We start from the raw sequence: 26,943 nt of genomic DNA, 5'->3' as shown, positions 1-26,943 counted from the left end.
CGCGGCTTGCGCCGCTGCTACTGGGGTTGCGGAACTGCTGTAGCTGCGGCGCAAGCCGCGTCAGGCTTCACCGCGGGGTATCAGACAGATCACCTTGGCCGCCGACGCGGCTTGCGCCGCTGCTGCAGGGATCGCGGTGCTTCTGTAGCAGCGGCGCGAGCCGCGTCAGGTGCACCGCGGGGTGTCAGGCAATCACCTTGGGGCGATCAGACCCTGCCGGCTTCGGCTTCCTGGTGGGCCTGGCGCAGGCGCTCGCGGCTGTTGGTCAGGTGCAGGCGCATGGCGGCGCGTGCCGCATCGGAATCCTGACGGGCAATGGCGTCGTAGATTTCCTCGTGCTCGCGGCTGAGACGGGTCATGTAGTGCTGCTGGTCATCGTGCGCAAGGCGCGCCGAATTCAGCCGGGTACGGGGAATGATGCTGGTGCCCAGGTGCGTCATGATGTCTGTGAAATAGCGGTTACCCGTGGACAAGGCGATCTGCAGGTGGAACTGGAAATCGGATGCCACTGCATCACTGGCATGGGCCGCGCTTTCGTTCAGCGCATCAAGGGCCGCACGCATGGCCGCCAGCTGTTCATCGGAACGTCGGCTGGCAGCCAGACCGGCGGACTCCACTTCCAGGCTGATGCGCAACTCGAGCACCGCGAGCACGTCGCGCAAGGTGACGATGGTCGCCGGATCGATGCGAAAGCCACTCGGACTCGGCGTGTCCAGCACGAAGGTGCCGATGCCGTGACGGGTCTCGACCTGCCCCGCCGCCTGCAGCCGGGAAATGGCTTCGCGCACCACCGTTCGGCTGACGCCCTGCTCTTCCATGATGGCCGACTCGGTAGGCAGTTTGTCGCCCCGCTTGAGTTCGCCATCAAGAATACGCTGGGTCAGCACGGCCACCAGTTCCTGGGCTAGGCTGCGCGGTTTGCGACGGGCGCGTGGGGCGGCGCTCAGATTGTCCATAGTCAACAGTTGTCTCGAAAACGGGCGGTGAGGTGCACATCATAGCCCAAGCTGGTTGTACGATCACGCTATGAGTGGAGCCACTCGAGTTCATAAAGCAACAGTGGATCAGGGAGAAGTAGTTCTGAAACGGCTCAAAGAGCCCCAATGTTTGGCGATCACCGAGATATCTACATCGATGAGAGATCACGCATCTATCCTGGGCGGATGGTCGAAACACACCAAAATATGGCGAATCAAAATGCTCAAGCCAGCTATAACGAGCTCGCCTCGCTCCCCTCCCCTGGTAGCGGAGTGAAGAGCGAGCGGGCCAGAATAACGGACAAGCGGGCCTGGGCATCTTATGCTTTGAGACAAGCCACGCACGCAAATCCAGATTGAGGTCCTCCACGGATCATACCTGTCACATAGATACGATCGTCAATCACAGCCATTCGTCCTATCTCGGACATGTATTCCAAAGGGTAAACTTGCCAGCCAGCCCCCTCACCTTCCGAGTTGGGTAGACCGAAGCTTTTATCCAAATTGCCATCTGGAAGAAACCGCGCCAATAACAAGGATCCGTACTGCGTCGGCATTTCAAGATACACTCCATGCGCCAAAACGCGATCTCCGAAATCCCAAAGCTGCAGATAAGTGCCTGGGGAAGGATCCGGAGGAACAGTCAGCACAGTCCCACCATTAAAATCAGGATCCGGCAATCCATTCTGATCGATCGCGTAAACCGAGCAATTAGTGAATTCCGGACCCCGCCCCATGCCCGCAGTCAAAAGGTTTCTGCCGAATGCGGAGATAACATCGTGCACCAGCTCGTATTGCACCCCGGGCCCGAACTGAAAACCTCCCTGTCCAAAGCTCGTGTCTATAAGACCTTCAAGCGTAATTCTGACGAATCCAGCATACGGTACTGTCCCCTCCTTATAAAGCTGTCCAGCCAACAGCAGTTTCCCTTCCGACAGGTAAATAGCTTTTATCTCAGCACCTATGGGCATGCCTGGTTTTGGAGCGTTCAAATCATAGAGTTTCAATATGCCGTCAGTACCGAAACTCCAATCAACACGTCCGTCATCAAAAAAACTGATGATCGCATGACCGAATGCTAGAGCTGGGAGGGAGATGTAGATTCGACCATTGTAACGCAGCCCGGCGAGGTGGTTTGGCCCCGCGCGAACGATACCGGGTATCGGTGCAGCTTCGGCCTCGCTCCCAAGCACTCCTTGAGTTGCCCCTTTATCCCATTGACTGCCCTCAAGCCCCGCGAAAATAGCCGTCCCCGTCCCCAATTCCCCGAACGTTGCGTCCAGTTGGCCATCCAGCGTGTAGCGCGCCAAGGCAGGGTACCAGCCTGTCTTATTGCCCATAGGGAAACCTACTATTCCCAACACCAGTAATTTAGCTGGCGTGCTGCCTTGCGCCTCAATATAAAATACTCTATGAATAGTGGACTTTATATTCACACCTTCCTGCTTGTGAAACTGCCCAGCCAACTTGCCGTTGTTACTGAACGACAGATCAGGCTCGCCATTTTTCTTTACGGCGTACACAACATATTCCTGAAAACCCCTATCGGAATTTCCACCGACACCTACCGTATACAGCGTTCCATCCGGTCCTGCGACGACATCATGGAGAAGGGTACCTTGATAGCCTGGATCCTCTAGACCAAGAACGACCTTGCCGGTTTTATCGGGCCCAAACTCCAGATCGGGCTCACCTGGGTATAGCTCTGCAGAATGTCGATTACTCATATGCTATTGATACCTCCCGCCCATGACGCACTTGTCGTCGCCGCAAGGCAATCGTCCTGACTAGCTGTCTCAGGGCGCCATGAACTTTCAGCATCACTCCTGAACGAGATGATTGAAAGGCGGAAACCCAACAGCACTGAATAGTTGATGAGTAATTCCGCTACCGCATGGATAACTGTAGCCAAGCAGAAGAGAACCTCAAGGGAATTTAGTTATGTATCTTTTGATACGAGACGTTAACTGACGAACAACTAATTACACTTCAAACACCCTGCGAATGCTTCATTTTGATAGACCGCACTGCACCCATTCATCCTTGCTAGCAAAGTGCGTTGCCGGGTTTACGGCACGCGGTTTGGAGATGGATCAACGCGCACGGATCGATCACGCCGACAAAGCAAGCATTTCTTCGAAAAAAAGGCCCACACGATGATCGCACCGCTGGGCCATTGCGCACTCCAGGTGGCCGCGGATTCAGCGCCGAACCGGACGCTTCTGCAATTTGCGTTGCAGGGTGCGTCGGTGCATACCCAACGCCCGCGCCGTGGCGGAAATGTTGCCCGCGTGCTCGGTGAGCACGCGCTGGATGTGCTCCCATTGCAGGCGGTCCACCGACATGGGGTTTTCCGGCACTAGGCTATCGAGGTCGGCGTGTTCGGCCGACAGCGCAGCCAGCACGTCGTCGGCGTCGGCCGGCTTGCACAGGTAGTTGCAGGCGCCACGCTTGATCGCCTCCACTGCGGTCGCGATGCTGGAATAGCCGGTGAGGATCACCACACGCATCTCCGGGTCCAGCTCCAACAGCTTGGGCAGCAGCACCAGGCCCGAATCGCCTTCCATTTTCAGGTCCAGCGCGGCGTAGTCCGGCACGTCGTCCTGGGCCAGCTTCAAGCCTTCCTCGGCGCTGCCCGCGGTACTCACGCGAAAGCCTCGGCGGCTCATGGCGCGGGCCATGACGCGGGTGAAGGTGGCGTCATCATCTACCAACAACAAATGTGGCAGTTCTTCGCCTTCGACTTGGTGTTCGTCAGTCATCGATCATCTCCTCGGACGCCACGGGGCAGACGCAGCTCGGTGAGCGTGCCGCCCTCTTCATGACTATAGAGTTTTACCGAGCCGCCGGCGCGAGTCACGCTGGCTTTGCTCAAGAACAGGCCGAGGCCGAAGCCTTTGCCCTTTGTGGTGAAGAACGGCTTGCCGATCTGCTCGGCAATCGCCAGGGGAACACCCGCTCCGTGGTCGCGGATCGAGATGAAAATGTCAACGCTGTCCCAGTCCAGCCTGACCTCGAGGTTGTCGGGGCAGGCATCGGCGGCGTTGTTGAGCAGGTTGAGCAGCGCCTGGGTCAGGTCCGGCGGCGGCGCCAGATGGGGAACCTCGCCCTGGCCCTGGCGGTGGAAGCGGTAGCTGGATTCGGGACGCATCAAGTGCCAGCGATTCAGGGCTTCGTCGAGCCAGGCGGTCACGGGTTGATCGACCACAGCCATGCGCCGATTGGCCTCGGCGGCACGCACCAGCTGCTGCAGGGTTTCCTTGCACAGCTTGACCTGATCCTGCAGCACCTGCAGGTCTTCCTGCAGTTCGGGCTGGGGATGGTCCTGGCGCATCTCCTTGAGCAGCACGCTCATGGTGGCCAGTGGCGTACCCAACTCATGGGCAGCACCGGCGGCCTCGGTGGCCACGGCCAGCAGTTGCTGGTCACGCAGACCCTCTTCGCGGCGCTGCGCACGCAGTTGTTCCTGGCGGCGCAACTCTTCGGCCATCTTGGCGGCGAAGAAGGTGATTACCGAAGCCGCCAGGGCAAAGCTCAACCACATGCCGTAGATCTGCAGGTTCTCACGACCGATCGGCAAGGCGTCGAGCGGGTAGAAATGCGCCAGCATGAAGGTGTAGCACGCCAGGGCGATCCCGGACAGCACCAGGGAATAGACCCAGGGCAGGGTCACGGCGGCGATGGTCAGCGGCACCAGGTAATAGGAAACGAACGGGTTGGCACCGCCGCCCGAGTAGTACAGCAGGACACTGTGAATGAGCAGGTCGCAGGCCAGTTGCAAGGCGTATTCAAGTTCGGTGACGGGCAAAGAGAAGCGCAGGCGCAGCACGGTCAGCGCGCAGAGTATGGCCGACACCGCCAGGGTGGTGCTCAACGCCAGCCACGGCAAGGGCAACAGGTGCGTGAGGTAGGCGAAGCCAACCGAGCCGGCCTGCGCGGCCAGTACCAGCGTGCGGATGAAGGTCAGGCGCCAGAGGTTCTGGCGTGAAGCGGAAAGAGGCATAGGGTGGGCGAGCATTTGCTCTCCAGTGAGCGCTGCAGGCGGATCGGTGCAAGTATAACCAACTCGGCGCGCTGGCAGCGAAAAGTGCGGCAAATGACCGCGTCGCAAGTGCCGGCCTTGGGTTTATCGTAAAAGGTGGCCTGTCCATGTAGCCCCCTCAGGAACCGCATCCGGCCTGGCCAGTCTTACGCAGCACCTACAACAAGGAGTTTTCCATGCCCGTCATCACCCGCAGCGCCGCCCTGGTCCTTGGCGCAAGCCTGTTGTCCAGCCTCCCTGCCCTGGCCGACGAGGCCCGCTACAACCAGATTTCCCTGCGTGCCGAGGTCAGCCAGGAAGTGCCTCGCGACCTGATGCTCGTGACCCTCTACAGCGAGGAGCAGAACGCCGACCCGGCCAAGCTCGCCGCCGGTATCAGCGACACGTTGAACAAGGCCCTGGCCCAGGCTCGCGAAGTCAAAGGCGTGATCGTCCGCCAGGGCAGCCGAAACAGTTATCCGATCTACGACGACAAGGGCCAGACCATCACCGGCTGGCGCGAACGCGCCGAAGTGCGCCTGGAAAGCGCCGACTTCCCGGCCCTGTCCAAACTCACCGGCGAACTGCTGCAGAGCCTGAAGATGGGCGCCATGGACTTCTCCATCGCCGACAAGACCCGTAAGCAGAGCGAAGACGCCCTGCTCAAGGAAGCCGTGGCTGCGTTCAAAGCCCGCGCGCAACTGGCCACCGACGCCCTGGGCGGCAAGAGCTACAAGGTGGTCAACCTCAACCTCAACAGCGCTGGCTACCCTCGCCCCTACGCCTCGGCGCCGATGATGATGAAGGCCGCTCGCGCCGACGCGGCTCCGGTGACCCCGGACGTGGAAGCGGGTACCAGCGAGGTCAGCATCAATGCCGACGGCGTCATCGAAGTCGTGATGCCTTGATACCCTGACACGTTCATCAAGGGCAGAATCCGCTCCCGCAGGACGGAGTCTGTCCGCAAACATCACTCCCCGAGTCCCTCCCTTCGTCTATCGAGGCCCCATATGGATATCCCCGCCTTCAAGCCCCTGCTCCTTACCGCCGCCCTGTGCGCCGGGATGCCCATGGCCCAGGCCGCGAGTACGCTGGTGTACTGCTCCGAAGCCAGCCCTGCCGGTTTCGATCCCAGCCAGTACACCAGTGGTACCGATTTCGACGCCTCGGCGGAAACCGTCTTCAATCGCCTGACCCAGTTCAAGCGCGGCAGCACCGAAGTCGAACCGGGGCTGGCCACTTCCTGGGACGTCTCCCCGGACGGCTTGACTTACACCTTTCACCTGCGCGAAGGCGTCAAGTTCCACACCACCGACTACTTCACGCCCACCCGCGATTTCAACGCGGACGACGTGCTGTTCACCTTCCAGCGCCTGCTCGACCCCGAGCATCCATTCCGCAAGGCCTACCCTTCGGAATCGCCCTATTTCACCGACATGGGCCTGAACACCAACATCAAGTCGGTCAGCAAACAAGACCCGCATACCGTGGTCTTCACCCTGAACACGGTCGACGCCGCCTTCGTGCAGAACCTGGCGATGAGTTTCGCTTCGGTGCAGTCCGCCGAATACGCCGACCAGTTGCTCAAGCAGGGCAAGGCCGCCGACATCAACCAGAAACCCATCGGCACCGGCCCGTTCGTGTTCAAGCGCTACCAGAAGGATTCGCAGATCCGCTACACCGCCAACAAGGCTTATTGGAAACCCGAGGACGTCAAGCTCGACAACCTGATCTTCTCCATCAGTACCGATGCTGCGGTGCGCCTGCAGAAGCTGAAGGCTGGCGAATGCCAGGTCAGCGGCTATCCACGGCCTGCCGACATCGACGTGATGAAGCAGGACCCCAACCTGCGCGTGCTCAGCCAGCCGGGCTTCAACCTAGGTTTCCTGGCCTACAACGTGACCCATCCGCCGCTCGACCAGCTCAAGGTGCGTCAGGCCCTGGATATGGCGATCGACAAGCCGGCCATCATCAAGGCGGTGTACCAGAGCGCCGGTCAGTTGGCGCAGAACGCCCTGCCCCCTGCGCAATGGTCGTATGACACCCGAATCAAGGACGCGCCCCACGACATTACCAAGGCCCGTGCCCTGCTCAAGGAAGCCGGAATCAAAGAGGGCACGACCATCGATCTGTGGGCCATGACAGTGCAGCGTGCGTCCAACCCCAATGCGCGCATGTCGGCGCAGATGATCCAGAACGACTGGGCCAAGATCGGCATCAAGGCCAACATCGTCAGTTATGAATGGGGCGAGTACATCAAGCGCGCCAAGAATGGCGAGCACGACACCATGATCTACGGGTGGACCGGCGACAATGGCGATCCGGACAACTGGCTCGGCGTGCTCTACAGCTGCGCGGCGGTCAAGGGCAGCAACTACGCCAAATGGTGTGATCCGGCCTACGACAAGCTGATCCAGCAGGCCAAACTGAGCAGCGATCGCGATGAACGCGTGAAGCTGTACCAGCAGGCGCAGGCGATACTCAAGCAACAGGTGCCGATCACACCGATCGCCAACTCCACGGTCTTCCAGCCCATGCGCAAGGAAGTCCAGGATTTCCGCATCAGCCCCTTCGGCCTGACGCCCTTCTATGGTGTCAGCCTTTCGCAGTGATACCGAACGCCCCATTGCAGTGCGTCATCGTGGTGCAATGGGGTCGATAAGTGTGCATTGAGCGACCAAATGTAGTTGAACATGCGTTCAACTACCGAAAAACTTACATCGATGCGACATTCGTGTACGCCCGTCCCACCGTTTCAGGTGCGATACACCGCAAACAGTTGATTTGGGTATGCCGCCTGCATAAGTATCGGCCAGGTCGACTCACAAGGTCGCCCTCATTCTTAAAATGACAACAACTGAGGCCACCATGCTCAAAACCGCGGTCATTCCGTTCATCGTCGGGGCCGGCCTGCTCGCCAGCGCCCCTTTCGCCCATGCTGCGAGCAACCTTGTATTCTGCTCTGAAGGCAGTCCGGCGGGTTTTGACCCGGCGCTGTATACCAGTGGTACGGATTTCGACGCTTCGGCAGAAACCGTCTTCAACCGTCTGAGCCAGTTCGAGCGTGGCGGCACCGCAGTCATCCCGGGTCTGGCTACCAGCTGGGACATCTCCGAAGACGCCCTGACCTACACCTTCCACCTGCGCGAAGGGGTCAAGTTCCACACCACCGACTACTTCAAGCCGTCCCGCGAATTCAACGCCGACGACGTGCTGTTCACCTTCAACCGCATGATCGACAAGAACATGCCGTTCCGCAAAGCCTATCCGACCGAGTTCCCGTACTTCACCGACATGGGCATGGACGAGAACATCACCAACATCGAGAAGCTCGACGATCACACCGTCCGCTTCACCTTGAAGACGGTCGACGCTGCGTTCATCCAGAACATGGCCATGAGCTTCGCTTCGATCCAGTCCGCCGAATACGCCGCCCAGCTGCTCAAGCAGGGCAAGGCCGCCGACATCAACCAGAAGCCGATCGGCACCGGCCCGTTCGTGTTCAATCGCTATCAGAAAGACGCGCAGATTCGCTACAAGGGCAACAAGGACTACTGGAACCCGGCTGACGTGAAGATCGACAACCTGATCTTCGCCATCACCACCGATGCATCCGTGCGCATGCAGAAGCTCAAGAAGAACGAATGCCAGGTCAGCGTCTATCCACGTCCGGCCGATCTCAAGCCGCTCAAGGAAGACAAGAACCTGCAGATGCCCGACCAGGCTGGCTTCAACCTGGGCTACATCGCCTACAACGTGACCCACGAACCACTGGGCAACCTCAAGGTTCGCCAGGCGCTGGACATGGCGGTGAACAAGCAGAGCATCATCGAGGCCGTGTACCAGGGCGCCGGTCAACTGGCGGTCAATGCCATGCCGCCGACCCAGTGGTCCTATGACGAGAGCATCAAGGACGCCGGCTACAACGTGGAGGAGGCCAAGAAGCTGCTCAAGGAAGCCGGCGTCAAGGAAGGCACCGAGATCACCCTGTGGGCCATGCCGGTGCAGCGTCCCTACAACCCCAACGCCAAGCTGATGGCCGAAATGCTGCAGTCGGACTGGGCCAAGGTGGGTATCAAGGCCAAGATCGTCAGCTACGAGTGGGGTGAATACCTCAAGCGCGCCAAGGCCGGCGAGACCGACGCCATGCTGATCGGCTGGAGTGGCGACAACGGTGACCCGGACAACTGGCTGGGCACCCTGTACGGTTGCGATGCGGTGAACGGCAACAACTTCTCGAAGTGGTGCGACAAGGACTACGACCAGTTGATCAAGACCGCCAAGGCCACGCCCGATCAGGCCAAGCGCACCGAGCTGTACAAACAGGCCCAGGTGCGCCTCAAGCAACAGGTGCCGATCACCCCGATCGCGCACTCCACGGTCTACCAGCCCATGAGCGCCAAGGTCACCGACTTCAAGATCAGCCCCTTTGGCTTGAACTCGTTCTATGGCGTGGGCGTGAAGGACTGAACCAGGCACTTCCCCTAATGGAAGCGGGCGATGGACCGGCAGGTCCAGCGCCCATTCGCTTGCATTAACGCCAGGATTTTTCCCACAGCTCTACCGGAATACGCCGACATACGCCCTCGTCCAATGGGACTAGCTTCCTTTGGTGGCGGCCGCCGTATTCCTGCCAGGGAACTGGCGCCCCACGATCGGAAAACAACAAGACAGGGACTATCATGCGACATACCCAGCTTTGCTCCGCCATGCTTGCTCTGGGCCTGCTCGGCCAGGTCGGCCTCAGCCAGGCCGCCAACAGCCTGGTGTACTGCTCCGAAGGCAGCCCCGCCGGCTTCGACATCGCCCAGTACACGAGCGGCACCGACAACGACGCTGCGCAACCGATCTACAACCGCCTGACCGAATTCGAAAAAGGCGGCACCAGTGTCATTCCTGCGCTGGCCACCAAGTGGGACATCTCCGAAGACGGCCTGACCTACACCTTCCACCTGCGCGAAGGGGTCAAGTTCCACAGCAACGAAGCGTTCAAGCCGACCCGTGACTTCAACGCCGACGACGTGCTGTTCACCTTCAATCGCATGCTCGATCCCAACCAGCCGTTTCGCAAGGCGTATCCAACCGAGTTCCCGTACTTCGTCAGCATGAGCCTGGACAAGAACATCGCCAAGGTCGAGAAAACCGACGACCACACCGTGGTGTTCACCCTCAACGCCGTAGACGCCGCGTTCGTGCAGAACATCGCCATGAACTTCGCGTCCATCCTGTCCGCCGAGTACGCCGAGCAGCTGCTCAAGAGCGGCAACATGCGTGACATCAACCAGAAGCCGATCGGCACCGGTCCGTTCGCCTTCCAGCGTTACCAGAAAGACTCGCAGATCCGCTACAAGGCCAACCCGCAGTACTGGGACATGAGCCAGGTGAAGGTCGACCAGTTAATCTTCGCCATCAACACCGACGCTTCGGTGCGCATGCAGAAGCTCAAGAAGAACGAGTGCCAGGTCACCGCCTACCCACGCCCTGCCGACCTCGCGGGCCTCAAGGCCGACCCCAAGCTCAAGGTCATGGAGCAGGCCGGCTACAACCTGGGCTACATCACCTACAACGTGCGTCACAAGCCGTTCGACCAGCTGGAAGTGCGCCAGGCCATGGACATGGCAGTGAACAAGGACGCCATTCTCAAGGCCGTCTACCAGGGCGCCGGGCAGAAGGCCGTCAACGCCATGCCGCCGACCCAGTGGTCCTACGACGAGAGCATCAAGGACGCACCCTTCGATCCGGAGAAAGCCAAGCAGATGCTGCAGGCCGCCGGCGTCAAGGAAGGCACCGAGATCACCCTGTGGGCCATGCCCGTGCAGCGCCCCTACAACCCCAATGCCAAGCTGATGGCTGAAATGCTGCAGGCCGACTGGGGCAAGATCGGCCTCAAGGTCAAGATCGTCAGCTACGAATGGGGCGAGTACCTGGACCGTACCAAACGCGGCGAACACGACGTCTCGCTGATTGGCTGGACCGGCGACAACGGGGACCCGGACAACTGGCTGGGCACGCTGTACAGCTGCGACGCCATCGGCAGCAACAACTACTCGATGTGGTGCAACCAGGACTACGACAAGCTAGTCCAGCAAGCCAAGCGGGTCACCGACCGCGAAGAGCGCAGCGTGCTCTATCGTCAGGCCCAGCAGTTGCTCAAGCAACAGGTGCCGATCACCCCGATCGCCCACTCCACCGTCAACCAGCCGGTCAGCGCCAAGGTTGAAGGGTTCAAGGTCAGCCCGTTCGGGCGCAACGACTTTGGCGGCGTGAGTCTGCGCGACTAGATAAACCAGGCCTTCCCCACACCCATGACCGTGCCATGGGTTTGGGGAGCTTTTGGCAAAAAAGAGCAAGCAAACGTTTGCAACTGTCATCACGGGCCATGGACTGGCCATCAGCCGCACTAGAAGACGCGGCCATAAAACTAAAAAAGTAAGGAGCTTCAGTTGAAAATTACCAAGAGAGCAGTCTTCACCTTGTCGTTGAGCGGGTTCGCGCCCCTGGTCCTGGCCGATGAAGTCAGCCAGGCGTTCATCCCGCTTACCGTCAAGACCAGCAGCGCACAGGATGAGGCCAAGGGCTTCATCGAGGACTCGAGCCTGACCGGCTCGACCCGCAACTGGTTCGCCAAGGAGAAGGGCAAGCGTGGCCTGACCTGGGGCATCAACAAGGGCGATGGCGTGACCGAACGCACCAGCAGCCGCGACACCTGGGTTCAGGGCACCATCGTCAACTACACCTCGGGCTTCACTCAGGGCACCGTGGGGTTCAGCACCGAAGTAGCGGCCTACAACACCGTGGCGCTGGAGCAGGGCAAAGGTCGCGTGGCCGGCGGGGGGAACCGCACACTGACCGATCACGATGGCGATGTGGTCGACCAGTGGACCAAGGCGGGCCTGGCCAACCTCAAGGCGCGGGTGTCCAACACCGTGCTGACCGCCGGGCGCCAATCGATGAACACGCCGGTACTGGCCTTCATCGGCAACCGTGCCCTGCCCTCCAGCTTCGAGGGTGTCAGCCTGCACAGCGCCGAGTTCGACAACCTCGACTTCGACCTGGGCACGTTCAGCCGCGTCTCGCCGCGAACCGAACAGAGCCTGAGCAAGTTCAGGACCGAGTACGGCGACGGCACCACCACCGACCAGGTCAACATCTTCGGCCTCAACTACCAGCCGCTGAAAAGCCTGACCACCAGCCTGTACGCGTCCAACGTCAAGGATGTGTGGAACCAGTACTACTTCGGTGCCTCCCATGAACTGGGCGATGCCTCGGTGCTGGGCCTGACCACCGGTTTCAACTACTACAAGACCAAGGATGCCGGCAGCTCGAAGATGGGCGCCATCGACAACGACACCTACAGCCTGTCGTTGACCGCCACGCACAAGGCGCACAGCCTGACCCTGGCCTTCCAGGAAGTGAACGGCAACGAATACTTCGACTACCTGCACGAGACCAACGCCATTTTCCTGGCCAACTCGCTGTTTTCCGACTACAACGGCCCGAACGAAAAATCGTTCCAGATCGGTTACGGGCTGGACATGGCCGGCTATGGCGTACCCGGCCTCAAGTTCAGCGTCTACACCGCGCGCGGTTGGGGTATCGATGGCACACACTACAAGGGCGGCGGCTATGATGGCATCCAGGCCCAGGACGGCGAGAAGCATTACGAGTACGGCTTCGGCACCTCGTATGCCGTGCAGGGCGGGCCGTTGAAGGCCAGCACCATCCGCGCGACCTATAGTGCCCACCGCGCCAGCGCCAATCAGGTCGATGGCAGCCTCAACGAGCTGCGCATCGTCACCACCATTCCGTTCCAGATTCTTTGATCGGCAACCGCTGCCCGGGGTTCGACGAATCCCGGGCAGCGGCTACGCTTACGTGCGATTGCGAGGGCAATGATGAAAACGCTATCTCTGAAGGCTGCCGTGGCAGCCGCCCTGCTCGGCCTGACCTTGGGCGCCAGTGCCAAACCGCTGGTGGTCTGCACCGAAGCCAGCCCCGAAGGTTTCGATATCGTTCAATACACCGGCGCGGTCACGAGCGATGCCTCGGCCGAGACGGTGCTCAACCGCCTGGTCGACTTCACGCCGGGCACCACCGACATCCAGCCGGGGCTGGCCAAGAGCTGGGACATCAGTGAAGACGGCAAGACCTATACGTTCCACCTGCGCGAAGGCGTGAAGTTCCACACCACGGAGTACTTCAAGCCGACCCGCACCCTGAATGCCGACGACGTGCTGTGGAGCTTCATGCGCCAGTTCGACGCCAAGCATCCCTGGCATGACAAGTCGACCATGGGCTATCCCTATTTCGAATCGATGGCCATGGGTGATCTGATCCAGAGCATCGACAAGCTCGACGACATGACCGTGCGTTTCGTGCTCAAGCGCCCCGAAGCGCCGTTCCTGCGCGACATGGCGATGCCCTTCACCTCGATCTACTCAGCCGAATACGCCGACCAGTTGCTCAAGGCCGGCAAGACCGCCGACCTGAACAGCAAGCCGATCGGCACTGGGCCGTTCGTGTTCGTGCGCTACAGCAAGGACGCCCAGGTTCGCTTCAAGGCCAACCCCGATTACTACAAGGGCAAGCCACCGGCCGACCCGCTGATTTTCGCCATCACCGTGGACAACAACGTGCGGGCGCAGAAGCTGCGTGCCAACGAATGCCAGGTGGCGGTCTATCCCAAGCCGGACGACGTACCCGGCATCAAGGCCGATCCTCAGCTCAAGATCGCCGAGATGGATGCCTTGATGACCAGCTATGTGGCCATCAACACCACTCACAAATACCTGAGCGACGTTCGCGTGCGCCAGGCCATCCAGATGGCCTTCGACAAGCAGACCTTCGTTCGAACCCTGTTCGGCGAGGGCAACGCGACACCGGGCGTGGGGCCCTACCCGACCACGCTACTGGGCTACAACCACAGCCTCAAAGACCTGCCCTACGATCCGGACAAGGCCCGCGCCCTGCTCAAGGAAGCCGGCGTTCCGGAAGGCACCTCGTTCACCATCTTCGCGCGCAACGGCAGCAGCCCGACCAACCCCAACTCCAGCCTCGCAGCGCAACTGTTGCAGGCCGACCTGGCCAAGGTTGGCATCAAGCTGGATATCCGCGTGCTGGAATGGGGCGAGTTGATCAAGCGCCTGAAACTGGGCGAACATGACCTGGCTTTCTACGGTTGGGCCGGCGACAACGGCGACCCGGACAACTTCCTCAGCCCGAACCTTACCTGCGAAGCAGCGAAGAACGGCGAAAACGCCGCGCGCTGGTGCAACAAGGAATTCGACGCCCTGGTCAGCCAGGCCCGCGAAGCCACTGAACCGGCAGCGCGCGCGGCGTTCTACGAACAGGCGCAGGTCATTTTTCTCAAAGAGCAACCTTGGTTGAGCCTGGCGTATCCACGTGTGTTCTCGGCCATGCGCAAGACCGTCGAAGGCTTCCACATAAGCCCGATGACCAATAACAACTTCGCCACCACCCAGGTGAAGTAGAAAAAGACGCCGCGTATCGGCGCCCACCCGGGCGGATGCGCGGCTTGCCTAACCGGCTGATGAGGTACTACGCACGATGTTTAGTTTTATTGCCCGACGTGTGGGATTGCTGATCCCCACTTTCTTCGGCATCACGCTATTGACCTTCGCGTTGATACGCCTGATTCCCGGTGACCCTGTCGAAGTGATGATGGGCGAGCGTCGGGTCGACCCCGAAATGCACGCACAGGCGATGGAACGCCTGGGTCTGAACAAGCCCCTGTATGCTCAGTACCTGGATTACATCGGCAATCTCGCCCAGGGCAACCTGGGTGAGTCGCTGCGTACGCGCGAGAGCGTGTGGACCGAGTTCACTGCGCTGTTTCCGGCCACGCTGGAGCTGTCCATCGCCGCGCTGATCTTTGCCGGCGTGCTCGGCCTGCTGGCGGGGGTGATCGCCGCGCTCAAGCGAGGATCGCTGTTCGACCATGGGGTCATGGGCATTTCCCTGGCCGGCTATTCCATGCCCATCTTCTGGTGGGGCCTGATCCTGATCATGTTCTTCTCGGTGACCCTGGGCTGGACGCCGGTATCGGGGCGTATCGACCTGCTCTACGACATCCAGCCGAAAACCGGCTTCATGCTCATCGACACGTTGTTCAGCGAAGACGAAGGCGCCTGGTTGGACGCCCTGCAGCACCTGATTCTGCCCGCCATCGTGCTGGGCACCATTCCGCTGGCGGTGATCGCCCGCATGACCCGCTCCTCGATGCTCGAAGTGCTGCGCGAGGACTACGTGCGCACCGCCCGCGCCAAGGGTCTGTCGCCGACTCGCGTGGTGTTCGTGCACGGTCTGCGCAACGCGCTGATTCCGGTGCTGACCGTGTTCGGCCTGCAGGTCGGCACCTTGCTGGCCGGTGCGGTCCTGACCGAAACCATCTTCTCGTGGCCGGGCATCGGCAAGTGGCTGATCGAGGCCATCGGCGCCCGTGACTACCCTGTCGTGCAGAACGGCATCCTGTTGATCGCCTGCCTGGTGATCCTGGTCAACTTCGTGGTGGATATCCTCTACGGCTTGGCCAACCCACGCATCCGTCATCAGCGTTGAGACCCTATCCATGACTACGAAAATTGAAACGGTCGCAGTGGATCAGAGCCTGCTCTACCCCTCCCCGTACAAGGAATTCTGGCAGGCATTCGCCAAGAACAAGGGCGCCGTGGCGGGTCTGGTGTTCATGCTGATCATCGTCTTCTGCGCGCTGTTCGCGCCGTGGGTGGCGCCGCACAATCCCAGCGAGCAGTACCGTGACTTCCTCCTCACCCCGCCGGTATGGCTGGAAGGCGGCCAGTGGCAATTCATCCTGGGCACCGACGAGCTGGGCCGTGATTTGCTTTCGCGCTTGATCCAGGGCTCGCGGCTGTCGCTGCTGATCGGCCTGTCGTCGGTGGTGATGTCGCTGATCCCGGGCATTCTCATGGGCCTGCTGGCCGGATTCTTCCCGCGCATTCTCGGGCCGTCGATCATGCGCCTGATGGACGTCATGCTGGCGCTGCCATCGCTGCTGCTGGCCGTGGCGATCGTCGCCATCCTCGGCCCTGGCCTGATCAACACCGTGATCGCCATTGCCGTGGTGTCGCTGCCCTCCTACGTACGCCTGACCCGCGCTGCGGTGATGGGCGAACTGAACCGTGACTACGTGACCGCCGCGCGCCTGGCCGGGGCTACGTTGCCGCGCCTGATGTTCATCACCGTGCTGCCCAACTGCATGGCGCCACTGATCGTGCAGGCCACCTTGAGCTTTTCCTCGGCGATTCTCGACGCTGCCGCCCTGGGTTTCCTGGGCCTGGGCGTACAACCGCCAACGCCGGAATGGGGCACCATGCTGGCTTCGGCGCGTGACTACATCGAACGCGCCTGGTGGGTGGTGAGCCTGCCGGGCCTGACCATTCTGCTCAGCGTGCTGGCAATCAACCTGATGGGCGACGGGCTGCGCGATGCGCTGGACCCCAAACTCAAGAACGCCGCCTGAGGAGCCGATCATGTCACTTTTGAATATCAACAACCTGAACGTACGTTTCGGCGATGCCAAGGCCGTACCGGTCGTGGACGGGCTGGACCTGAGCGTGGACAAGGGCGAAGTGCTGGCCATCGTCGGCGAATCGGGCTCGGGCAAATCGGTGACCATGATGGCCCTGATGGGCCTGATCGATGCACCCGGCATCGTCACCGCCGACTCGCTGGTCTTCGACGGCCACGACATGCTCAAGCTCAACGCCCGGCAACGGCGCAAGGTGGTCGGCAAGGACCTGGCGATGATTTTCCAGGACCCGATGACTGCGCTTAATCCCAGCTACACCGTGGGTTTCCAGATCGAGGAAGTCTTGCGCCAGCACCTGGGCATGTCCGGCAAGGCCGCGCGCCAGCGTGCTCTGGAATTGCTCAAGAAGGTGGAAATCCCGGCAGCCGAAAGCCGCCTGGATGCCTATCCGCATCAGCTGTCCGGGGGCATGAGCCAACGCGTGGCGATCGCCATGGCGATTGCCGGTGAGCCCAAGCTGCTGATCGCCGACGAACCGACCACCGCACTGGACGTGACCATCCAGGCGCAGATCATGGAGTTGCTGCTCAGCCTGCAACAAGAGCAGAACATGGGTCTGATCCTGATCACCCACGACCTGGCCGTGGTGGCCGAAACCGCCCAGCGCGTGTGCGTGATGTACGCCGGTCAGGCAGTGGAAGTGGGCCATGTGCCGCAATTGTTCGACATTCCCGCGCACCCGTACAGCGAAGCGTTGCTTATGGCCATCCCGGAGCACAGCGAAGGCGCCGAGCGCCTGGCCACCCTGCCTGGCATCGTCCCCGGCCGCTACGACCGTCCGCAGGGCTGCCTGCTGTCGCCGCGCTGCCCGTACGTGCGGGAAAACTGTCGCACCGAACGCCCGGCCCTGGACCCCAAAGCCCAGAGCCTGGCGCGTTGTTTCTACCCACTCAATCAGGAGGTGGCGTGATGAGCGTCGTACTGACCGCCCGCGACCTTACCCGTCATTACGATGTTTCGCGCGGGCTCTTCAAGCCCCATGCCGTGGTGCGTGCCCTCAATGGCGTCTCCTTCGAGCTGGAAGCCGGCAAGACCCTCGCCGTGGTCGGTGAATCGGGCTGCGGCAAGTCGACCCTGGCCCGCGCGCTGACCCTGATCGAAGAACCATCCTCCGGTTCGCTGCAGATCGCCGGCCAGGAAGTGGCAGGCGCCAGCAAGGCCGAGCGCAAGCAACTGCGCAAGGACGTGCAGATGGTGTTCCAGAGCCCCTACGCTTCGCTCAACCCTCGGCAGAAGATCGGCGACCAACTCGGCGAGCCGCTGCTGATCAACACCTCCCTGAGCAAGGCCGAGCGCCGCGAGAAGGTCCAGGCGATGATGCAGCAGGTCGGCCTGCGCCCCGAACACTACCAGCGCTACCCGCACATGTTTTCCGGTGGCCAGCGCCAGCGCATCGCCCTGGCCCGCGCCATGATGTTGCAACCCAAAGTGCTGGTCGCCGACGAACCCACCTCGGCCCTCGACGTGTCGATCCAGGCGCAGGTGCTTAACCTGTTCATGGACCTGCAGCAGGAGTTCAACACGGCCTATGTGTTCATCTCCCACAACCTGGCCGTGGTGCGTCACGTGGCCGACCAGGTGCTGGTGATGTACCTGGGCAGGCCGGCGGAAATGGGGCCCAAGGAAGACATCTACACCCGTCCTCTGCACCCCTATACCCAGGCTCTGCTGTCGGCCACGCCGACCATCAAGCCGGACCCGCTCAAGCCCAAGATCAAGATCGTCGGAGAGTTGCCCAACCCGCTGAATCCACCGTCGGGCTGTGCGTTCCACAAGCGTTGCCCATACGCCACCGAGCGCTGCAGCACCGAAGTACCGGCGTTCCGGCCGGTGGATACGCGGCAGGTGGCGTGTCACTACGCCGAGCAGTTCCTGTAACGCCTGCAGGCCTCTTCGCCAATCGGTGAAGAGGCCTGTACCTCTCCCTTCTCCCCAGTGCATCCGCAGACGAATGTCTCTATGATGCCGAACATGATCAAAGACCCCTTTGCCCGCCTGAACCTCGATCGCGAGGTCATCACCGTCAGCCAGCTCAATGGCCGTGCCCGTGTGTTGCTCGAAGATGTCTTCAGCAATATCTGGGTCGAAGGTGAAATCTCCAACCTGGCGCGTCCGGCGTCCGGCCACGTCTATTTCACGCTCAAGGACAGCGGCGCCCAGGTGCGCTGTGCGCTGTTCAGGCAGAACGCTCAACGCGTGCGCCAGGTGCTCAAGGATGGCGCAGCGGTGAAAGTGCGCGGCAAGGTCTCGCTGTTCGAAGGCCGTGGCGACTATCAGCTGATTCTCGACACCGTGGAGCCTGCCGGCGACGGCGCGCTGCGCATGGCGTTCGACGCGCTCAAGGTAAAGCTCGACGCCGAAGGTCTGTTCAGCAGCGAACGCAAGGTGGCCCTGCCGGCGCATCCGCAACGCATCGGTATCGTCAGTTCGCCGACCGGCGCAGTGATCCGCGACATCATCAGCGTGTTCCGTCGACGTGCCCCGCAGATCCAGCTGACCCTGATCCCGACCGCCGTGCAGGGCCGCGAGGCCACCGCGCAGATCGTCCGCGCTCTGCGCCTGGCCGATGCGCGCGGCTTCGATGCGATCATCCTGGCCCGTGGCGGCGGCTCGCTGGAGGACCTCTGGTGCTTCAACGAGGAAGCCGTGGCGCGCGCCGTCGATGCGTGCGTGACGCCCATCGTCAGCGCCGTGGGTCACGAGACCGACGTCTCCATTAGTGACTTCGTGGCCGATGTGCGTGCGCCGACGCCTTCTGCGGCCGCCGAGTTGCTGGCGCCCGATGCCGGCGACCTGCAACGGCGGCTCGACAGCCTGCAGCGACGCCTGGTGTTGCGCATGCACAATCGTCTGGCCCACGAACGCCTGCGCGTGGAAGGGCTGACCCGACGCCTGCGCCACCCCGGCGAGCGCCTGCGCCAGCAGGCACAACGCCTGGATGATCTGGACATGCGCATGCGCCGCGCCTTCGAGCGGCAGATGACTGCGCGTGCGCATCGCCTGGCGCAGTTGCAGACACGCCTGGCCGGGCAGCACCCGGACCGTGTGCTGCGTCTGCTCAAGCAGCGTCTGGACGGCCTTGCCGAGCGCTTGCCGCGGGCCATGCGTGACACGCTCAAGGACCGTCGCCAGCAGTTGCAAAGCCAGGTGCAGACCCTGCACGTGGTCAGCCCCCTGGCCACCCTCGGGCGCGGCTACAGCATCCTGCTCGACGAGCACGGGCAAGCCATCCGCAGCGCCGAACAGACCCAGCGCGGTCAGCGCCTGATCGCAAGATTGGGCGAAGGCGAGCTCGAAGTGCGGGTGGAAGACAATCACCTCACGCCCGTTACCCTTTCTTTACTGGATTGATCCATGCCGCGTTTTCTCGTTGTTGCCCTGCTGTTGTGCCTGTCCTCGTTCGCTCAGGCGGACAGCTACATCACCCGGCTGCTGAACAAGCCGGTGCCCGGCGGCGTGGCGGTGGTGGATCTGGGCAACGCCAGCCAGGCGCCCAAGGCGACCTACGATGGCAAGCGCGTGCTGGTGGTCAATGAGCAAGGTACCTGGCGCGCGATCGTCGGCATCCCGTTGACTGCCAAGCCTGGCCAGGCGCAGTTCAGCGTGGCCGGTAGCGCCATCGGTTTCGAGATTGGCAGCAAGAAGTACCCCGAACAGCGGATCACTCTGAAGAACACTCGCCAGGTCAATCCCAACCCGGCGGACATCAAGCGCATCGACGGCGAACTCGCCGAACAGCTGCGCGCCTACCGCAGCTTCAGCCCCGGCACGCCGAGCAATCTGCTGCTGGACAAGCCGGTCAGCGGACCCTTGTCGAGCAAGTTCGGTGTACGCCGTTTCTTCAATGGCGAGGAGCGCAATCCGCACGCCGGCCTGGATTTCGCGGTACCTGCCGGCACGCCGATCAAGACGCCTGCCAATGGCAAGGTGATCCTGGTGGGCGACTACTTCTTCAACGGCAACACGGTGTTCGTCGATCATGGGCAGGGGTTCATCAGCATGTTCTGCCACATGTCAAAGATCGACGTGAAGGTCGGCCAGGACCTGGTGCGCGGCGCCGTGGTCGGACGCGTAGGCTCCACAGGCCGCGCCACCGGGCCGCACATGCACTGGAACGTCAGCCTGAACGATGCCCGGGTCGATCCGGCAATCTTCATCAACGCCTTCCAGCCTTGATCCACCGGAAATCCTGTCAGCACTGCTTGATCTGTGGGAGCGGGCGCTGCCCGCGAAGGCCGCACCGTCGACCCAACGCATTGCGCCGCCCCTTGAAGCCACGCAATCTCTGGCACTACTTTCCAAATCTTCAGCAATAAAATCTCGCCTGTTCCAAGATAGCCAACTCTCCTACCATTTTCCTCAATACCCTTGCCATTTTTCACCCCAGTGGTTAGGGTTGAGGTCATGAAAACCGCCCACACCCTCATCCAGCTCCGCCAGCACCGCAGCCTCTGCCTGGTCAGTGCACGACTGCCTGGCTGAAACGCGTCGCCTCGCCCCTCACCTTTTCGAATGACCGGCAGGCCCTTTCCCCAGGCTGCTCACCAAGGATTTTCACCATGTCCATGCTCAAAGACCCGTCGCAGAAGTACCGCGCGTTCCCGACTATCGACCTCCCCGATCGCACCTGGCCGTCGAAGTCCATCACCGCCGCGCCCATCTGGTGCAGCTCCGACCTGCGCGACGGCAACCAGTCACTGATCGAACCCATGGATGCGGTAAAGAAGCTGCGCTTCTGGAAAACCCTGGTCGCCGTGGGCGTGAAGGAAATCGAAGCCTCCTTCCCTTCCGCGTCGCAGACCGATTTCGATTTCGTGCGCACCTTGATCGAAGACGGCCACATCCCGGACGACACGACCATTCAGGTCCTGACCCAGGCCCGTGAAGACCTCATCGCGCGCACCTTCGAATCGCTCAAGGGCGCCAAGAAAGCCATCGTTCACCTGTACAACGCTACTTCGCCATCCTTCCGCAAGATCGTCTTCAACCAGGACAAACAGGGCGTCAAGGACATCGCAGTGAACGCCGCCAAGCTGTTCGTCAAATACGCAGCGCAGCAGCCGGAAACCCAGTGGACCTTCCAGTACTCGCCGGAGACGTTCAGCGCCACCGAGCTCGAGTTCGCCAAGGAAGTCTGCGATGCGGTGATCGAAGTGTGGAACCCCACTCCGCAGAACAAGGTGATCCTCAACCTGCCGGCGACCGTGGAAGTGTCCACCCCGAACATCTATGCCGATCAGATCGAATGGTTCGGCCGTCACATCAATCGTCGCGACAGCGTGCTGCTCAGCCTGCACACCCACAACGACCGTGGCACCGGCGTGGCCGCCACCGAACTGGGCCTGATGGCCGGTGCAGATCGCGTGGAAGGCTGCCTGTTCGGCAACGGCGAGCGGACCGGCAACGTCGATCTGGTGACCCTTGGCTTGAACCTGTACACCCAGGGCGTCGATCCCGAACTGGACTTCTCCGACATCGACGGCATCCGCAAGGTGGTCGAGGAATGCAACCAGTTGCCGGTGCATCCGCGTCATCCGTATGTCGGCGATCTGGTCCATACCGCGTTTTCCGGCTCGCACCAGGACGCCATTCGCAAGGGTTTCACCCAGCAGAAGGAAGGCACGGTGTGGGAAGTGCCCTACCTGCCAATCGACCCGGCCGACATCGGTCGCAGCTACGAGGCAGTCATCCGCGTCAACAGCCAGTCGGGCAAGGGTGGCATCACCTACCTGCTCGAACAGGAATACGGCATCAGCCTGCCGCGTCGCATGCAGATCGAGTTCAGCCAGGTAGTACAGGGCGAGACCGACCGCCTGGGCCTGGAAATGACCGCTCAGCAGATCTATGCGCTGTTGCGCAAGGAGTACCTGCAGGCCAACACGCCCTATGCGTTGATCAGCCATCGGTTGCAGGAAGAGAACGGCAACAGTGCGGTTGACGTGGAAGTGCACAGCGACGGTGAAACCCAGCACTGGCGCGGCAAGGGCAACGGCGCCCTGGAAGCGCTGGTGGCCTCCATGCCGGTCGCGGTCGAGATCATGGACTACAACGAACACGCCATTGGCGCTGGCACCAACGCCAAGGCCGCGGCCTATATCGAGCTGCGTGTGGCCGGTGGACGTCCGGTGCATGGCGTTGGCGTGGATGAAAACATCACCACCGCCAGCTTCAAGGCACTGTTCAGCGCACTGAATCGCTCGCTGAGCCAGCAGGAAGCGAAAGCTGCCTGATACAAGCACCCACACAGGAACCGGCCTTCAGGGCCGGTTTTTTTATGCCTGCGCTACCTCGTAGGAGCGGTCATCGGCCGCGAAAACCACACCGCGGTGTGTCAGGTATGAGCGTTCCTAGCGCAACTCGTATTCGTCAGCGTCCAAGTGGGCCGGGAACTTGCTGCGATAGGCGTGCAGGGCCTGGGCATCGAGGCTGGCATGAAACACGCCGTCGGCCTCACCCGCGCACAACAGGGTTTCGCCCTGAAAGTCCAACAACTGGCTGTCACCCGTGTAGGCAAAGCCCTTGCCGTCGGTACCCACCCGATTCACCGCCGCCACGTAGCAGAGGTTCTCGATCGCACGGGCCGGCAGCAGGCGGTTCCAGTGCATGCGCCGCGCGCCCGGCCAGTTGGCCGTGTACAGCAACAGGTCGGTACCCTCGCCATCTCGGCTCCACACCGGAAAACGCAGGTCGTAACAGATCAACGGACGCACGCGCCAGCCCCTCACGGCGAACACCGCTTGCCGCTCGCCGGGGCTGTAGTGTTCGTGCTCTCCCGCCATGCGAAACAGATGACGCTTGTCGTAGTGCAGCATCCGCCCATCCGGGCAGGCCCACAGCAGGCGATTGCGGTAGCTGCCATCGGCAGCCTGGACGATCACGCTGCCGGTGACCACCGCATCGAGCTTGTTGGCCCACGCCAGCAGCCAGTCGTGGGTCACCCCGTTCTCCGGCTCGCAAAGGCTTTCGGACTCCATTGAAAAGCCGGTGGTGAACATCTCGGGCAAGACCACCAGATCGGCGCCCTGGGCTTGTTCCAGCAAGGTATCGAAGTGTTCGAGATTGGCCTCGCGGTCGTGCCAGGCCAACTGGGTCTGGATCAACGCGATCTTTAGCTCAGGGGCCTGCTCGGCCAGGGTTGCTTCCGTCAGATTCGGCATAGTTTGTGGGCTGCCTCGCGCAGCGTCTCCTCACGTTTGGCGAAACACAAGCGAACCAGGCGCTGGTCCGCAACCGGCGTGCGATAGAACACCGAAACCGGAATGCTGGCTACGCCATGCTCACGCGTCAGCCACAGCGCCATGTCGACATCGTTGAGGTCGGGGCGGATCGCCGAATAGTCGACCAGCTGAAAATAGGTGCCGGGCGTGGGCACAAACGTGAACCGCGAATCGGTCAGCAGATCGCAGAGCAGATCGCGCTTGCCCTGATAGAAACCAGGCAACGCGTCTACGTGGTCGGGGTGTTCAGCCATGTACTCGGCCAAGGCGTACTGCAAGGGCGTGACGCCACAGAAACTGACGTACTGATGCACCTTGCGCAGCTCTCGAGTCAGCCCGGGCGGTGCGATCACGTAGCCGGTTTTCCAGCCGGTAACGTGGTAGGTCTTGCCGAACGAGCTGACCACGAACGCCCGCTCGTATAGCCGCTCGCAGGCCAGCACGCTGGCATGGGCGACGCCATCGAACACCAGGTGTTCGTAGACTTCGTCGCTGAGGATGTAGATGTCGCGGTCGGCGATCAAGGTCGCCAGGCGGTCGAGTTCGGCGGCAGTGATCAGGGCACCGCTGGGGTTGTGCGGCGTGTTGATCACGATCATTCGGGTACGCGCGTTGATGGCTTGGCCCAGTTGCTGCCAGTCGATGCTGAAGTCCGCAGCATTCAGTTGCACATGCACGCACGTGCCGCCCGCCAGTTCGACCGCAGGCTCGTAGCTGTCGTAGCAGGGATCGAACACGATCACTTCATCGCCGTGGCGAATGGTTGCCTGAATTGCGCAGAAAATCGCCTGGGTGGCACCGGGGGTGATGGTGATTTCGCTTTCGGCATCCACACGACGTCGATACAACCGCTCGACCTTGGCCGCAACCTGTTCGCGCAGGGCGGGTAGACCGGTCATGGGCGAGTATTGGTTATGCCCGGCCAGCACATGGCGCCCCACCGCTTCGAGCAAGGCAGGCGGACCGTCGAAATCCGGGAAACCCTGAGACAGGTTCAAGGCGCCGGTTTGTGCGGCGAGATGGGACATGGTGGTAAAGATGGTGGTGCCGACATTCGGCAGCTTGCTGCTGATCATGGGCCGCTCCCTGGGAAAACGTTCCCCAGTGTAGCAGGCAGACCGCATACACCGCCGACGCGGCTTGCGCCGCTGCTACAGGGATTGCGGGGGGCCTGATGGAACGCATGGGGCGTCGACGCGGCTTGCGCCGCTGCTACAGGGATGGCGGGGTGGCTGATGGACCGCGTGGAACGTCGACGCGGCTTGCGCCGCTGCTACAGGGATTGCGGGGGGCCTGGTGGAACGCATGGGACGCCGACGCGGCTTGCGCCGCTGCTACGGGGATTGCGAGGGGCCTGATGGAACGCATGGAACGCCGACGCGGCTTGCGCCGCTGCTACAGGGATGGCGGGGTGGCTGATGGACCGCGTGGAACGTCGACGCGGCTTGCGCCGCTGCTACGGGGATCGCAGGGTGGCTGATGGACCGCGTGCACCGCAGACGCGGCGTGCGCCGCTGATACGGGTTACACATTCCCCTGTAGCAGCGGCGCGAGCCGCGTCCGGCACCACCGCGGTGTATCAGCGCTTGTCGCGGCGCTTCTTGTCGGCCTTCTTGTGGTGCGACATCAGGCGACGCTTCTTGTTGACCTGGCGGTCGGTGAGCGTGTTCTTGTTGCCTTCGTACGGGTTCTCGCCACCCTTGAACTCGATACGGATCGGCGTACCGACCAGCTTGAGCACGCGGCGATACGTGTTTTCCAGATAGCGCACGTACGACTTCGGTACCTTCTCCACTTGGTTGCCGTGGATCACGATCAACGGCGGGTTGGCACCCCCCAGGTGAGCGTAGCGCAGCTTGATCCGGCGGCTGTTGACCATTGGCGGCTGGTGCTCCTGCACCGCGTCCTCGAGGATCTGGGTCAGGCGGCTGGTCGGCCAGCGGGTGATCGCCGACTTGAACGATGCCTGCACCGAGGCATACAAGTTGCCCACGCCGGTGCCATGCAGCGCCGAAATGAAGTGGATGTCGGCGAAGTCGACGAAGAACAACCGCCGCTCCAGCTCGACCTTCACATAGTCGCGCTCGCTGGACTGCATGCCGTCCCACTTGTTCAGCGCGATGACGATGGCGCGCCCGGTTTCCAAGGCGAAGCCCAGCAGGTTCAGGTCATGGTCGACCACGCCTTCGCGTGCATCCATGACGAAGATCACCACGTTGGCGTCCTTGATCGCCTGCAGCGTCTTGACCACCGAGAATTTTTCCACTTCCTCGTGGATCTTGCCGCGCTTGCGCACACCGGCCGTGTCGATCAGCGTGTACTTCTCTTCGTTGCGTTCGAAGGGAATGTAGATACTGTCGCGAGTCGTACCTGGCTGGTCATAGACGATCACCCGGTCTTCGCCGAGCATGCGATTGACCAGCGTCGACTTGCCGACGTTGGGTCGACCGATGATGGCGATCTTGATGCCATCTTTCTCGCTCGGGCCCGGAATGCGCACGGCTTCCTCGCCCTCGGCCACCTCGGCGTTGAGGTCGACTTCTTCCTCGTCGCGCGGGAACTCGCTCAAGGCGGCTTCGAGCAGCGCGTTGACACCGCGGCCCTGGGCACCGGCCACGGGGATGGCATCGCCCATGCCCAGTGGGGCGAATTCGGCCTTGGCCATCTCGGGGTCGACGTTGTCGACCTTGTTGGCGACCAAAAGCGAGCGCTTGTTACGCTTGCGCAGGTGCTCGGCAATCATCTGGTCGGCGGCGGTGAAACCCGCGCGCGCATCGACCAGGAACATCACGACATCGGCTTCTTCGATGGCCAGCAGCGACTGCTCGGCCATCTTTTCGTCCATGCCGTGTTCGTCACCGGAAATACCACCGGTGTCGACCAGAATGTAGGAACGCCCTTGCCAGCGCGCCTCACCGTATTGGCGATCACGGGTAAGACCAGACAGGTCGCCGACGATGGCGTCACGGCTTTTGGTCAGGCGGTTGAACATGGTGGATTTACCGACGTTGGGTCGGCCCACCAGGGCGATTACGGGAACCATGCGGCTCTCCACTGCGTTGATTCAGAAAATACAAAGGCCGCTGCAGGCAGCGGCCGGAGTTCGAGGCGCTTCAAACGAAGCGGCTTCCAGGCACCCATGGGTGTCTGGAAGCATAG

At 61.6% G+C, this 26,943-nt stretch carries 20 protein-coding genes; 13 read left to right on the top strand and 7 right to left on the bottom strand.

Translation table 11 applies throughout. The features are described 5' to 3' along the window. Positions 1–206 precede the first annotated feature (206 nt). The 4 genes from QMX89_RS08965 to QMX89_RS08950 form a co-directional block, all read right to left on the bottom strand. A complete protein-coding gene (locus tag QMX89_RS08965; protein WP_049861925.1) occupies positions 207–956 on the bottom strand; it encodes a FadR/GntR family transcriptional regulator in 750 nt (249 codons plus the stop codon). Positions 957–1,297: 341 nt separating this feature from the next. After that, on the bottom strand, positions 1,298–2,704 hold the full coding sequence (locus QMX89_RS08960) for a hypothetical protein (RefSeq protein ID WP_282347853.1): 1,407 nt from the start codon (positions 2,702–2,704) through the stop codon (positions 1,298–1,300). A gap of 474 nt (positions 2,705–3,178) precedes the next feature. Then, complete coding sequence (locus QMX89_RS08955) at positions 3,179–3,739, bottom strand: response regulator transcription factor (protein WP_090356457.1); 561 nt, start codon at positions 3,737–3,739, stop codon at positions 3,179–3,181. Continuing rightward, positions 3,736–4,995: an ATP-binding protein gene (locus QMX89_RS08950; protein WP_049861921.1), complete on the bottom strand. Its 1,260-nt coding sequence runs from the start codon at positions 4,993–4,995 to the stop codon at positions 3,736–3,738. The genes QMX89_RS08955 and QMX89_RS08950 overlap by 4 nt, the downstream gene beginning before the upstream one ends. Positions 4,996–5,195: 200 nt before the next feature. On the opposite strand from QMX89_RS08950, the gene QMX89_RS08945 reads away from it, so the two are divergent. The 13 genes from QMX89_RS08945 to leuA all read left to right on the top strand — a co-directional run bounded on the left by QMX89_RS08945 (position 5,196) and on the right by leuA (position 22,797). After that, on the top strand, positions 5,196–5,906 hold the full coding sequence (locus tag QMX89_RS08945; RefSeq protein WP_049861920.1) for an SIMPL domain-containing protein: 711 nt from the start codon (positions 5,196–5,198) through the stop codon (positions 5,904–5,906). Positions 5,907–6,008: 102 nt separating this feature from the next. Further along, positions 6,009–7,610, top strand: coding sequence for an ABC transporter substrate-binding protein (locus QMX89_RS08940; protein WP_282347852.1), 1,602 nt, complete (start codon positions 6,009–6,011; stop codon positions 7,608–7,610). A 256-nt stretch (positions 7,611–7,866) separates the two neighbouring features. Continuing rightward, on the top strand, positions 7,867–9,468 hold the full coding sequence (locus QMX89_RS08935) for an ABC transporter substrate-binding protein (protein ID WP_056845002.1): 1,602 nt from the start codon (positions 7,867–7,869) through the stop codon (positions 9,466–9,468). A gap of 212 nt (positions 9,469–9,680) precedes the next feature. Next, positions 9,681–11,279, top strand: coding sequence for an ABC transporter substrate-binding protein (locus QMX89_RS08930; RefSeq protein WP_282347851.1), 1,599 nt, complete (start codon positions 9,681–9,683; stop codon positions 11,277–11,279). 168 nt (positions 11,280–11,447) lie between these two features. Continuing rightward, positions 11,448–12,821 (top strand): OprD family porin, encoded by a 1,374-nt coding sequence (locus tag QMX89_RS08925; protein WP_282347861.1) that lies wholly within the window; start codon positions 11,448–11,450, stop codon positions 12,819–12,821. Between the two features lie 72 nt (positions 12,822–12,893). Beyond that, positions 12,894–14,489, top strand: a complete 1,596-nt coding sequence (locus QMX89_RS08920; RefSeq protein WP_282347850.1) for an ABC transporter substrate-binding protein — start codon at positions 12,894–12,896, stop codon at positions 14,487–14,489. 76 nt (positions 14,490–14,565) lie between these two features. Next, positions 14,566–15,576, top strand: coding sequence for an ABC transporter permease subunit (locus QMX89_RS08915; RefSeq protein ID WP_049861915.1), 1,011 nt, complete (start codon positions 14,566–14,568; stop codon positions 15,574–15,576). Between the two features lie 10 nt (positions 15,577–15,586). Next, positions 15,587–16,498 carry an ABC transporter permease subunit gene (locus QMX89_RS08910; RefSeq protein ID WP_049861914.1) on the top strand — a complete coding sequence of 304 codons (912 nt, stop codon included), beginning with the start codon at positions 15,587–15,589 and terminating at the stop codon, positions 16,496–16,498. A gap of 10 nt (positions 16,499–16,508) precedes the next feature. Further along, positions 16,509–17,477, top strand: coding sequence for an oligopeptide/dipeptide ABC transporter ATP-binding protein (locus QMX89_RS08905; protein ID WP_043186595.1), 969 nt, complete (start codon positions 16,509–16,511; stop codon positions 17,475–17,477). Continuing rightward, entirely contained in the window at positions 17,477–18,445 is a 969-nt protein-coding gene (locus tag QMX89_RS08900; RefSeq protein WP_049861913.1) for a peptide ABC transporter ATP-binding protein, read from the top strand. Before QMX89_RS08905 ends, QMX89_RS08900 begins: the two co-directional genes overlap by 1 nt. A 93-nt stretch (positions 18,446–18,538) precedes the next feature. Further along, complete coding sequence (gene xseA, locus QMX89_RS08895; RefSeq protein WP_282347849.1) at positions 18,539–19,918, top strand: exodeoxyribonuclease VII large subunit; 1,380 nt, start codon at positions 18,539–18,541, stop codon at positions 19,916–19,918. 3 nt (positions 19,919–19,921) lie between these two features. After that, positions 19,922–20,743 carry a M23 family metallopeptidase gene (locus tag QMX89_RS08890; RefSeq protein WP_282347848.1) on the top strand — a complete coding sequence of 274 codons (822 nt, stop codon included), beginning with the start codon at positions 19,922–19,924 and terminating at the stop codon, positions 20,741–20,743. Positions 20,744–21,126: 383 nt separating this feature from the next. Next, entirely contained in the window at positions 21,127–22,797 is a 1,671-nt protein-coding gene (leuA, locus tag QMX89_RS08885; protein WP_056844997.1) for a 2-isopropylmalate synthase, read from the top strand. A 117-nt stretch (positions 22,798–22,914) separates the two neighbouring features. Here leuA and QMX89_RS08880 read toward each other — a convergent pair whose 3' ends face one another. The 3 genes from QMX89_RS08880 to der form a co-directional block, all read right to left on the bottom strand. Beyond that, positions 22,915–23,724, bottom strand: a complete 810-nt coding sequence (locus tag QMX89_RS08880; protein ID WP_049861910.1) for an amidohydrolase — start codon at positions 23,722–23,724, stop codon at positions 22,915–22,917. Next, a complete protein-coding gene (locus QMX89_RS08875) occupies positions 23,712–24,860 on the bottom strand; it encodes a pyridoxal phosphate-dependent aminotransferase (RefSeq protein ID WP_282347847.1) in 1,149 nt (382 codons plus the stop codon). The genes QMX89_RS08880 and QMX89_RS08875 overlap by 13 nt, the downstream gene beginning before the upstream one ends. Positions 24,861–25,363: 503 nt before the next feature. Further along, positions 25,364–26,827 carry a ribosome biogenesis GTPase Der gene (gene der, locus QMX89_RS08870; protein WP_282347846.1) on the bottom strand — a complete coding sequence of 488 codons (1,464 nt, stop codon included), beginning with the start codon at positions 26,825–26,827 and terminating at the stop codon, positions 25,364–25,366. Positions 26,828–26,943 lie beyond the last annotated feature (116 nt).

The organism is Pseudomonas sp. PS01301 (assembly GCF_029960215.1).
Lineage (GTDB): Bacteria > Pseudomonadota > Gammaproteobacteria > Pseudomonadales > Pseudomonadaceae > Aquipseudomonas > Aquipseudomonas coleopterorum.
This window is presented reverse-complemented; position numbering and strand designations above follow the sequence as displayed.